Origin of the sequence: Rhodococcus sp. 05-2255-1e, from assembly GCF_002259025.1 — a bacterium.
Taxonomy (GTDB): domain Bacteria; phylum Actinomycetota; class Actinomycetes; order Mycobacteriales; family Mycobacteriaceae; genus Rhodococcoides; species Rhodococcoides fascians.
Genome location: NZ_NOZE01000005.1, coordinates 87,278 through 98,655, shown reverse-complemented (window position 1 = coordinate 98,655; position 11,378 = coordinate 87,278). Strand labels below are relative to the sequence as shown.

General features: G+C 65.2%; 4 protein-coding genes. 2 read left to right on the top strand and 2 right to left on the bottom strand.

What is annotated here, in order from left to right; translation table 11 throughout:
- The first annotated feature begins 8 nt into the window (after positions 1-8).
- Positions 9-3,326, top strand: coding sequence for an arabinosyltransferase domain-containing protein (locus CH262_RS01960; protein WP_094716762.1), 3,318 nt, complete (start codon positions 9-11; stop codon positions 3,324-3,326).
- 315 nt (positions 3,327-3,641) lie between these two features.
- Positions 3,642-4,613 carry a hypothetical protein gene (locus CH262_RS01955; protein WP_094716761.1) on the top strand — a complete coding sequence of 324 codons (972 nt, stop codon included), beginning with the start codon at positions 3,642-3,644 and terminating at the stop codon, positions 4,611-4,613.
- 162 nt (positions 4,614-4,775) lie between these two features.
- Here the strand turns inward: CH262_RS01955 and CH262_RS01950 are convergent, their stop codons facing one another.
- Both CH262_RS01950 and pks13 read right to left on the bottom strand, forming a co-directional pair.
- The gene (locus CH262_RS01950; RefSeq protein WP_094716760.1) at positions 4,776-6,320 is read right to left on the bottom strand and encodes an acyl-CoA carboxylase subunit beta; all 1,545 of its coding nucleotides are present in this window, start codon (positions 6,318-6,320) and stop codon (positions 4,776-4,778) included.
- 3 nt (positions 6,321-6,323) lie between these two features.
- Complete coding sequence (gene pks13, locus CH262_RS01945) at positions 6,324-11,363, bottom strand: polyketide synthase Pks13 (RefSeq protein WP_094716759.1); 5,040 nt, start codon at positions 11,361-11,363, stop codon at positions 6,324-6,326.
- Between the last annotated feature and the right edge of the window lie 15 nt (positions 11,364-11,378).

Sequence of the window (11,378 nt, the reverse complement as noted above, 5' to 3'; positions counted from 1 at the left end):
CGACAATCGTGCCCGACGTCGTGACAGATTCATCAGCTGGTCCCCCCGTCCCCGCTCCGCTCGGAGCCTCGGATGAACTTCGTGCTCAGGTACGGATTCCCCGGCTGATCGCGATGGTGGCCGGCATACTCGGCGTGCTGTTCGCACTGATCACTCCGTTCGCACCCGTCACGCAGACCACCGCGAGTATCGAGTGGCCGCAGAACGGCCTCCTACAGGACGTGGACGCCCCACTGGTGTCCCAGGCACCCCTGCGACTGTCCGCCACCCTCCCGTGCTCTGCTGTGGCCGCACTACCCGCGTCGGGCGGGCTGTTGCTGGCGACCGCACCCCCGCAAGGTGAGGGTGCCGCGCTCAACAGCCTGTTCGTTCGCGTCGGCGAGTCGAACGTCGATGTCCTCGACCGCAACGTCGTCGTCGCGACGGCACCGCGCGCCGACGTCCAGAGCACGCGCTGCGCCGCCATCGAGATCACCTCGAACGACCAGTACACTTCCGCAGCCTTCACCGGACTGACCGACGAGAGCGGCCAACCCGTCCAGGGTCGGCTCGACGGCGACCTCCGTCCGCAGGTCGTCGGCATCTTCAGTGATCTCAGTGGCGCGGCCCCGGCCGACATGTCGGTCACCGTCGACGTCGACTCCCGCTTCTCGTCGACTCCGACCATCCTGAAGTCGTTGATCATGGTGCTGGCGATCGCCTGCACGTTACTGGCCATGGGCGCGCTCGCACGGCTCGACGGCACCGACCGCCGCGCGCACCGCCGCTTCTTCCCGTCGCACTGGTGGAAGTTCACCGGCGTCGACGTCACGGTTCTCGGAGTCCTCGTCGGCTGGCACTTCGTCGGAGCCAACACCTCCGACGACGGCTATCTGCTCACTATGGCCCGCGCGGCCGAACATTCCGGCTACATGGCCAACTACTTCCGCTGGTTCGGCGTCCCCGAGGCACCGTTCGGCTGGTACTACGACGTCCTGGCCGTCTTCGCCAAGATCTCGACCGCAAGCCCGTGGATGCGCCTGCCCGCCCTGATCGCCGGAGTCCTGTGCTGGATGGTGATCAGCCGCGAGGTGGTGCCGCGCCTCGGACGCGCCGTGCGCAAATCGAACGTGGCGCTGTGGACCGGCGGATTGGTGTTCCTCGCCTTCTGGCTCCCGTACAACAACGGACTGCGTCCCGAGCCGATCGTCGCCCTCGGCGCATTGCTGACCTGGTGCTCGATCGAACGCTCCATCGCCACCGGCAGACTGCTTCCCGCCGCAGCCGCCTGCCTCATCGGTGCATTCACCCTGGCCGCTGCGCCCACCGGATTGATGTGTGTGGCAGCGCTTCTCGCCGGAGCCCGGCCCATCGCTCGCATCGTGGTCCGACGTCACCGGCAGGTCGGCACCCTTGCCATGCTGGCACCGTTGGCCGCTGCCGGAGTACTCGTCCTCGTCGTCGTGTTCGCCGACCAGACCTTCGCGACGGTCATCGAGTCCACCCGAGTGCGCACCATCATCGGCCCCAACGAGGCTTGGTACCAAGACTTCCTGCGGTACTACTACCTCTTCGTCCAGACCGTCGACGGTTCCGTGGCCCGCCGCTTCGCGTTCCTCGCGATGCTCCTGTGCCTGTTCACCACACTGTTCGTGCTCCTGCGCCGCCGACGCATTCCCGGCATCGCGAACGGGCCTGCCTGGCGACTGCTCGGCGTCGTCCTCGGAACCATCTTCTTCATGATGTTCAACCCCACCAAGTGGACTCACCACTTCGGTTCCTACGCCGGAATCGCCGGTGGGCTCGCTGCCCTGACCGCAGTGGCCGTCTCGGCCAGCGCACTGCGCTCACGCCGGAATCGATCCCTGTTCACGGCCGGCCTGATGTTCGTTCTGGCACTGTCGTTCTCGGGCATCAACGGCTACTGGTACGTCTCGAGCTACGGCGTGCCGTGGTTCGACAAAACGGTCTCGCTCGGCGGCAACGAATCCGGCTCGCTGTTCCTCGTCCTCTTCGGACTGGTTCTCGCCGTCGCGGCATTCCAATATCTACGTGAGGGATACGCACCGCCACAACCGAAACCGACGTCGGCCCGCGGTAGACGCATTCGCAAGTTCGCTGCCGCACCACTGACCGTCATCGCCGGAATCATGGTCCTGTTCGAGGTCCTCTCCCTCGTCAAGGGTGCCGTCTCCCAATATCCCGCCTACTCGCTCGCGCGCTCCAATGTGCAATCGGTACTGGGCAATTCTTGCGGACTCGCCAACGACGTGCTCGTCGAAGCCGATCCCAACGCTGATGTACTGAGCCCCCTCCCAGGTGAATTCGATCCCGTCGCAGGCCCCCTCGGCGGAGCCAGCGACACCCTGCGCAACTTCACCGCCAACGGAATCCCCAGCGACCTCAGCGCCGACGCCGTGGAAGTCAAACCAGGACAGGGCAATACCGACCAACAAGCCGTCGGCCCCGCCTTCGAGGAAGGCCAGAGCTCGGGCACAGCAGGAGGCACCGGCGCACTGGGCGTCAACGGCTCCACCGCCGCCCTGCCCTTCGGACTCGACCCCGCCACCACACCTGTCCTCGGCTCCTACCAAGAAGGAATCCAGGAACCGGCCGAGGCCACCTCGAGCTGGTACCAGCTACCCGCCCGCAGCGACGACGCACCACTCGTCGTGTTCTCCGCAGCCGGACGTATCTGGTCCTACGACGACACCGGTGCCCTCACCTACGGCCAGTCGTTGCTGCTCGAATACGGCAAGCGTCAGCCCGACGGAAGCGTCCAGGCGCAGGGCACCTACCTACCTCGGGACATCGGACCCGCACCCTCGTGGCGCAACCTGCGAGTTCCGTTGGCAGACATCGCACCCGACGCCGACGCCGTCCGCATCGTCGCCAACGACCCCAACCTCACCGGCGACCAGTGGCTCGCATTCACCCCGCCGCGAGTACCGGTGATGGAGAATCTGAACACCATGATCGGCAGTGAGCAGCCCGTTCTGCTCGACTGGGCTGTCGGACTCCAGTTCCCGTGCCAACGGCCGTTCGACCACCGCTTCGGCGTCGCCGAGGTACCGGGCTACCGTATCCTCCCCGACCGCCCACTGGCCGTCAGCTCCACCGACACCTGGCAATCCGGCGAGAACGGCGGACCGCTCGGATGGTCCGAACTACTCGCCAAGCCTGTTGCCGTCCCCACCTACCTCAAAAACGACTGGGCCAGGGACTGGGGCTCACTGGAGCGCTACGAGCAGTACTACCCCAACGCCGTGCCCGCCGACCTGCAAACCGGAGAAACCACGCGATCGGGATTCTACGAAGACGGAAAGCTGCGAGTCTTCGAGAAATAGTCCACCCAGCCTCACCCAGCCTCACCCGCCCCTCCGCGTGGTGTCGCCCGCTCCTTTTTGGGATCAATGTCCCTTTGTTGCACTCTGACTGACTGAATCCCGCATTCATTCGGACGGGGGTTGGCGTACGGCCGATGGAGCGGGGTTCGTCACACGATCGATGGAGCGGGGGCTTACCACCGACCCCCGACAGTCTTCGGTGCACAAGACACGCCCTCGAGACATTTGTGCACAACCTCGTCGACCATCCACAGGGATCCCCTGAACGGCCGTTTTCGACGTCGAATTGTCAGTGTCGCGTTCGACAGTCGAGGCATGAAACGGGGAGTTTGGGCCACAGACCTATCGATGCTCGAGGACGTCGCCGATCACGGCGTCGTGACAAGGGCACAGCTTCGCTCGGCCGGTGTCGCGGACGGGACGGTAGCCGGCCGATGCGCAGCCGGCGGACCTTGGCAGCACTTGCTCCCAGGGGTGGTGCTGCTGCACAACGGCTTCCCATCTCACCGACAGCGAATGGCTGCTGCCCTGGCGTACGGCGGTCCACACAGCATCCTCACTGGGAACGCGGCATTGAGTGTGCATGGCTTGGGGCCGAATCCACCGTCGAATGAAGTTCACATTCTCGTCCCGAACGAGATGCAGCGAGCATCCGTCAAATTCGTCCGATCCGAACGCACCTGGCGCATGCCCGAAGCCGTGTTCGACCACGGTCCGCGCTGCGCTCCGGTATCCCGGAGTGTCGTCGACGCGACCCGCGCACTACGCGGACGATCTCAGTGCACGGCTCTGATTGCGGAGATCATCAGACGGGGTGCGGCATCACTCGAAGAGCTGGCAATCGAATTGGCGGAGGGGCCGAGACGCTACAGCGCATCGACACGGTTGGCTATCAGGGATCTGGAAGGAAACGCTCACTCCGTCGCCGAGGCGGACGCTCAACGGCTCTACCGATCGAGCGGACTCCCACCAATGATTCACAATGCCCGGCTGTTCACCTCGGACGGTACATTCCTCGGTAGCCCCGACGGCTTCCTCGACACAGTTTGCTTCGGGTGGGAGATCGACTCCCTCGCTCATCACCTCACGCCGATCGATCATGCGAACACGATGGCTCGCCGAGCTCTCCTGCAACGCCACGGCGCGATCGTGGTGTCACATCTGCCGCAGGACATCCGGGACGACCCCCAGCGCGTGCTCGCGGATCTTCGGGCCGGCTATCAACAGGCTCTGGCGCGGCCCCGTCCGAACCTCGTTCTTCGACGGAGCGCGACGTCGACCGGATGAATGTCTCTTGCAAGCACTTCAACTGCAACAAAGCCGCATTCATTCGCTACTGGCTCGGGGAGACCGACGAATGAATGCGGCTTTGTTGCAGTCAGAGCGACTGAAACCCACATTGATCCAAAAGGGAGCGAAGCGACCCCGACGCAGGACCGGCGCGCGTGGCTAGATCGGGAGCAAAGAGTGCTTACGCGGACTCTTGTGCACTTCCTTGTCTTTCAGGATGTGCAAGGCCTTGCGAATTTCGAGGCGCGTCTGCGAGGGCTCGATGACGGCGTCGATGTAGCCACGTTCGGCGGCGATCCACGGTGTTGCGACATGCTCGTTGTAGAAGTTGATCAGTTGCTTGCGCAGTGCCGGAGCATTTTCGCCTGCCTCGGCGAGTTGCTTGCGACTCATGATGTTGATGGCACCTTCGGCACCCATGACGGCGATGCGGGCGGTCGGCCAGGCGAGGTTGATATCGGATCCGAGCTGCTTCGAGCCCATCACCGCGTATCCGCCGCCGTACGACTTACGAATGACGACAGTCAGTTTCGGCACCGTCGCTTCGACGAACGAGAAGATGAAGCGGCCACCGCGATGGATGACGCCGAGGGTTTCCTGGTCAACGCCGGGCAGGAAGCCGGGTGTGTCGACGAGGAAGATGATCGGAATGTTGTAGGCATCGCTGAGGCGGATGAACCGCGCACATTTGTCCGCTGCCTTGGCGTCGAGTGCCCCGGACAGGTGCATCGGCTGATTGGCGACGATTCCCACCGGCCGACCGTCGACGCGGGCGAAGCCGGTGATGACGTTCTGTGCAGTCTGGGCGGCGAGCTCGTGGAACTCGCCGTCGTCGAAGATGCGCAGGATGATGTCGTGCATGTCGTAACCGGCGTTGTCGGCGTCGGGCATGAACGAGTCGAGCGTGCGATCGGATTCGGTGATCTCCGGCTCGAGTCCCGGGTTGATCACCGGTGCCTCTTCCTGGCAGCTCGACGGCAGGTAGCTCAGGTAGTTCCGAATCCAGTCGAATGCGGCCTTCTCGTCGGCAGCGACGTGGTGCACGTTGCCGTTGATGGCCTGGACGCGGGCACTGCCGAGTTCGTCGAGGCTGACGTCCTCGCCGGTGACGGACTTGATGACGTCCGGCCCGGTGACGAACATGTACGCCTCTTCGGTGGCGACGACGATGTCGGTGTTGATCGGTGCGTACACCGCGCCACCGGCGCATTTACCGAGGATCAGCGAGATCTGCGGGCACAGGCCGGAGAGCGCCTCGTGGCGTCGACCCAGTTCGGCGTACCACGCGAGGGAGGTGACGGCGTCCTGCACGCGAGCTCCACCGGAGTCGTTGATGCCGACGACCGGGCAGCCCATCTTGATCGCGAAGTCCATGATGCCGGCGACCTTGCGGCCGAACATCTCGCCGACGGTTCCGCCGAATACGGTCTGATCGTGCGAGAACACTGCGATCGGACGGCCGTCGACGGTTCCGTGCCCGGTGACGACGCCGTCGCTGTAGAGGGCACCCGGATCGTTCGGGGCCTTCACCAGCGCGCCGATCTCGACGAAACTGCCGGGGTCGAGCAGCGAGTTCACGCGATCTCGGGCGCTGGGAATCCCCTTCTTGGCGCGCTTGGCGATGCCGATCTCGCCGGCCGGTTCCTTGGCCAGCTCCAGCCTCGCCCGTAGCTCGGCCAGCTTCTCCGCAGTGGTGCCACTCAAAATCTACGCTCCGGTTCTTGCAGACTCGATGTTCTCGAGCGTCTTCGACAGATGGGCCGCAATTTTTCCAATGTACGGCTCGTCGACGACCGCGAGGTGGTCGCCTCCGACGTAGACGATCTCGAGGTCCTTGACCACCGGTCCCCAACCACCGTGCTCTTCGCGGGTGGCGTATGCGGGCTCGAGGGCGATCGCGTCGTCGTGGTACTTGTCGGCGAGGTACAGCGTGACGTGCCCGCCGTACTCCTTGAGCTCGGCTGTCTGGATAGCCCGATTGTCGAGCCACGACGTCCGCTGATGCTCGATGATGCCGCCGGGAATCTTTGCTCCACTGAGCTTGACGAGATCGGTGATGATCCGGATCTGGCCCTCGTCGTCGGAGTCGACCAACTTGTCGTACGGGATCGGGTAGTCGACGTTGTACGTCTTCTTCGCGAACGCCGCGTACCGCTCCCACCGCTTGTGGACTTCGTCCTTGGTATCGGGGATCTTGGTGCCGGGCATGACGGTATCGAGCAGCCCCACGTAGGCGACCTCGATGCCTTCCTCTTCCATCTGACGCGCCACCTCGTAGGCGAGGATGCCGCCGAGCGACCATCCGACGAACACGTACGGTCCCTCGGGCTGGATCGCCTTGATCAACGGCACGTACTCCGCGGCGCGCTTGGCAATGGGTCCTTCGACGCGTTCGAGGCCGTACATGGGCGTGCCTGCCGGCAACTTCCGCAGCAACGGCTCGTAGGCGACGGTGGAGCTACCGGCCGAGTGGAACGCGAACACCGGTGTGGCCGTAGAGCCCTCGGGACGGGCCCGAAGATTGCGCACGACACCGTCGATCTCGCCGTCCTCGAGATGCGGGCGTACCTTGTCGGCGAGCTGCTCGATGGTCTCCGAGTCCAGTACGTCGTCGAAAGTGATCTCGCCGTCGGCCCGCTCGGTCAGGCGAGCGGCCAACTTCTCGGCCGTCTCGTCGTCGAGGATCGGCAGGGTGTTGAAGATGCCCTTGGCCGATTCCTTCGTCACCACTGCCCACGTTGCGAACGTCATCCGCTCGGCGTTGTCACGTGGGGGCACATCGGATCCGGCGGCCTCGGCGAACGCTTCCTTGCCGCCCAGGTCGGTCTGCGCTGCGACCACCGGTGCGGGTTGGTATTCCGCACTCGGCACCGCGGTCTCCGGTGCGGCGACGGCCGTCTCCAGGGCTGCGTCGCGTGCAGTCGCGCCACTCTCGGCAGCCTGCTCTGCAGCCTTTTCGGCGGCCTGCTTGTCTGCCAGCGCCTGCACCTCGTCGCGGTTCTCGATCGCGTAGCGCAGGTACTTCTCCACCTCACGCAGGTTCGCATCACGCACGGCCTGCAATTGCACTGTGGGAATGTCGAATTCGTACTCGACGCGGTTCTTGATCCGAACGGCGCTGAGCGAATCGAGCCCCAGTTCGATCAGCGGCACCTCGGGAGGCAAGTCCTCGGGTGCGTAGCCCATCGACTCGGCGACGATGATCGCCAGCCGATCTTCGAGCTTCTGATTGCCGTTGGGATCCCAGCGGTCACCGAACGTCTCGACGACCTCGGGCAACTCTTCCATCGGAGACGAGGATCGCTCTTCTACCGCCACAACAGGTTCCGGACGAGCATCACCCGAGGTGACGACAGCCTCGTGCAGCAGGGTGAACGCCGAGCCCTCGTGTGCATGGACCTGGACCGACGCACCACCTAGGTGCGAGGTCAATGTGGTGACGACCGTGCCGGCCGCGGGCACCGATGCATGCGAGACCGAAGCACCCAGCGCCACATCGGAGAACACCTGCGAGGCAGCGGCGGTGACCAACGCATCGAATCCCGAGACGGCCGAGGCCTGAACTTCCCACACGTGGCGGCCGTCCGGCAACGCCACCCGGGCACCGGGGACGCGAGAGTTACCGCTGGAGCTGACCTGCGAGTTGAGCCAGAACTCCTTGCGCAAGTACGCAGTTCGCGGAATTGCAGCATACGGACCCGACTCGAACAGCGTCGCCAGTTCCAGCGCGTGACCGTGCACGTACAACTGCGCCAGGGCGGCGAGGAACGTGTCTGCCTCGTCTTCTTTGCGCTTGAGCGTCGGAATCAACGTGGCGTCGGCCAGGCCGGCAGCCCACGCGGTAGCGGCAACCGACATCAGTGCGACGGGGTTGGGGGCGAGCTCGACGAACGTCGTGTGCCCGTCTCCCACAGCAACATTGACGGCCTGGGTGAACCAGACCGGGTGACGCATTCCCTTGGTCCAGTAGTCGACGCCGTGAATCGCCGCATGTCCGACGCGGTAGTGCGCCTCACGATCGACCGAGGAGTAGACCCCGGCGGTGAGCTTGCTCGGTTCGATTCCGGCGAGCTCGGCGGCGAGCTCACCGAGCAGTACATCCACTGCTGCGGTGTGGCCGGCTCCCTTGACGTCGAGCAGACGGGCCATTTTGCCTGCGGCCTCGGCCATTTCGACGAGGGCTTCGACCTCGGCGCGGGGTCCGCCGACCGTGGTGTGCGTCGGCGCGGCGTACACGCAGGGCTCCACGTTCGGGAACTGATCGGTGAGGGTCTTGACCTCGTCGGGGGTGTACTCGACGAGTGCCATGGCACCCTGAGAGGCGGCACCGAGGCCGTCCTGGCCCTCGGCCAGCAGCCGCGAGCGGGCGTAGATGATGCGGACGGCGTCTTCGAGGTTCAGGCCTCCCGCGACGTACGCTGCCGCGACCTCACCCATCGAGTGGCCGATGACGGCCGACGGCTCGGCACCGTGTGCGCGAAGCGTTGCGGCCAAAGCGATCTGGATGACGAAGATGGCGACCTGGGAGTTCTCGAACTCGTAGGTCTGCGAATCGTCGAGGATGATCTCGCGGATGGAGTAGCCGGCTTCGTCGACGAGCAGCTCGTCCACCTTGTCCACCTCGGCGGCGAACACGGCGTTGGTTCGGTACAGCCGCGATGCCATCTTGCGGTGCTGCGAGCCGAATCCGGAGAACACCCACACTGCGCCGTTGGACGCGGGCGAGTCCGCGGAGAACACGCCCGGTCCGGGCTTGCCCGCCGCGATGGCGCGCAATCCGGCGATGGCCTCGGCCGTGGTGGACGCGAGAACCACTGCGCGCGAACGCCCGTGGTTACGCCGAGCCAACGTGCGGCCGACATCGACGAGAGGCGTGGTGCTGCCCTCTTCGGTCTCGAGCCAGTCGGCCAGTTCCGACGCCGCGCGCTTACGCCGCGACGGCAACGCCGCAGACACCGCGAGAATCACTGTCTCCGGAACACTGTCGGACTCCGCCAGGATGGTCTCGGCCTCGGCGACCGGGCTGGTCGTCTCGGCATCGAGCTGCTCCTCGTAGACGCCCTCCACCATCGCGGCTTCGGGATCCACGGCAGCGGGGTCGAATTCGGCCGAGGTCTCACCCGGTACGTACTCGCGTACGACGACGTGGGCGTTGGTGCCGCCGAAGCCGAAACCGGAGATGCCGGCGACGGCCTTGCCGGTGTACCGCGGCCAGTCGGTGGCCTCCGGGATGACCTTCAGGTGCGCCTTGTCGAAGTCGATGTACGGGTTGGGGCCCACGTAGTTCAGTGACGCCGGGAGTTTGTTCTCCTGCATCGCCAGCACGACTTTGATCAAACCTGCTGCGCCTGCGGCAGATTCGAGGTGTCCGAAGTTGGTCTTCGCCGAGCCGAGCAGTGCCGGCTTGTCCGCGTCGCGGCCACGACCGACCACTCGGCCCAGCGCGTCGGCCTCGATGGGATCGCCCAGGATGGTTCCGGTGCCGTGCGCTTCGATGTAGTCCACGCCCGACGGGTTGATGCCGGCGTCGCGGTATGCGAATCGGAGTGCGTCGGCCTGTGCGTCGGGGTTCGGCGCGAGGAGTCCGTTGGAGCGGCCGTCCTGGTTGATGGCGGATCCGGCGATGACGGCGAGCACCTGATCGCCGTCTCGCTCGGCGTCCTCGAGTCGCTTGAGCACGACGAGTCCGCCGCCCTCGGAGCGAATCATGCCGTTGGCGTCGGACGAGAACGCCTTGATCCGACCGTCGGGAGCGAGCACACCGGTCTGGCCGAAGCCCACGGTGATCGGCGGCGCGAGCAGCATGTTGACGCCACCCGCCACGGCCAGATCGGATTCGCCGGTACGCAGGCTGCGCACTGCCTGGTGCACAGCAACCAGCGAGGACGAGCAGGCGGTGTCGACGGCGATCGACGGCCCGCGGAAGTCGTAGAAATACGACACGCGGTTGGCGACGATGGCGGTGGAGGTGCCGGTGAGTGCGTAGGGGTGGACGGCCGGGTCGCTGACGGCGATGAGCTGGTAGTCGTTGGACGAGCTGCCGATGAAGACGCCGACCTGGCTGCCCTTGACCGAGCTGGCCGGGATGTGCGCGTGCTCGAGCGCTTCCCAGGTCAGTTCCAGCGCGAGGCGCTGCTGCGGGTCGACGTTGACGACCTCGTTGGGCGACATCGCGAAGAACTCGGCGTCGAAGGTCTTGACGTCGTCGAGGTAGCCACCCTTGGTGACCGTCGCGTCGACGGCTGCGGCGATGACGGGGTCGGAGGTGAATTCCTTCCACCGGCCCTCGGGCAGGTCGGTGATGCCGTCGCGGCCCTCGATGAGCAGCGACCACATCTCCTCGGGGGTGTGACCGGTGCCGGGGAAACGGGACGACAGTCCGACGATCGCGATGTCGTGGGCGTCGCCCGACTGCACTCCGCTGGTGTAGAACGCGTCGTCGACGGTACCCACCGGCTCGTCGGGTTCGCCCTCGATGATGATCTTGGCCAGAGACGCGATGGTGGGGTGCTGGTAGACGACGGTCGCGGTCAGCGTGACCCCCACCAGCTCCTCGATCTCACCGCTCAGTGCGACGGCATCGCGAGAGGACAGACCGAATTCCTCCATCGGACGGTCGTCGGAGATGGCCGACGCGGGTTGACCCGTCGCGTCTGCAACCCAGTTGCGTAGCCAATCCCGCAGTTGGGCGACCGTGAGGTCCGTCCCGTCGGCACTCTGAATCTTGTCTGTCTCTTGTTCAGCCATTACTCACCAAGCTAT

Excerpts from the sequence above, each read along its gene's own strand:
- CH262_RS01955 (WP_094716761.1), top strand. The coding sequence starts at position 3,642 with ATGAAACGGGGAGTTTGGGCCACAGACCTATCGATGCTCGAGGACGTC.
- pks13 (WP_094716759.1), bottom strand. The coding sequence starts at position 11,363 with ATGGCTGAACAAGAGACAGACAAGATTCAGAGTGCCGACGGGACGGAC.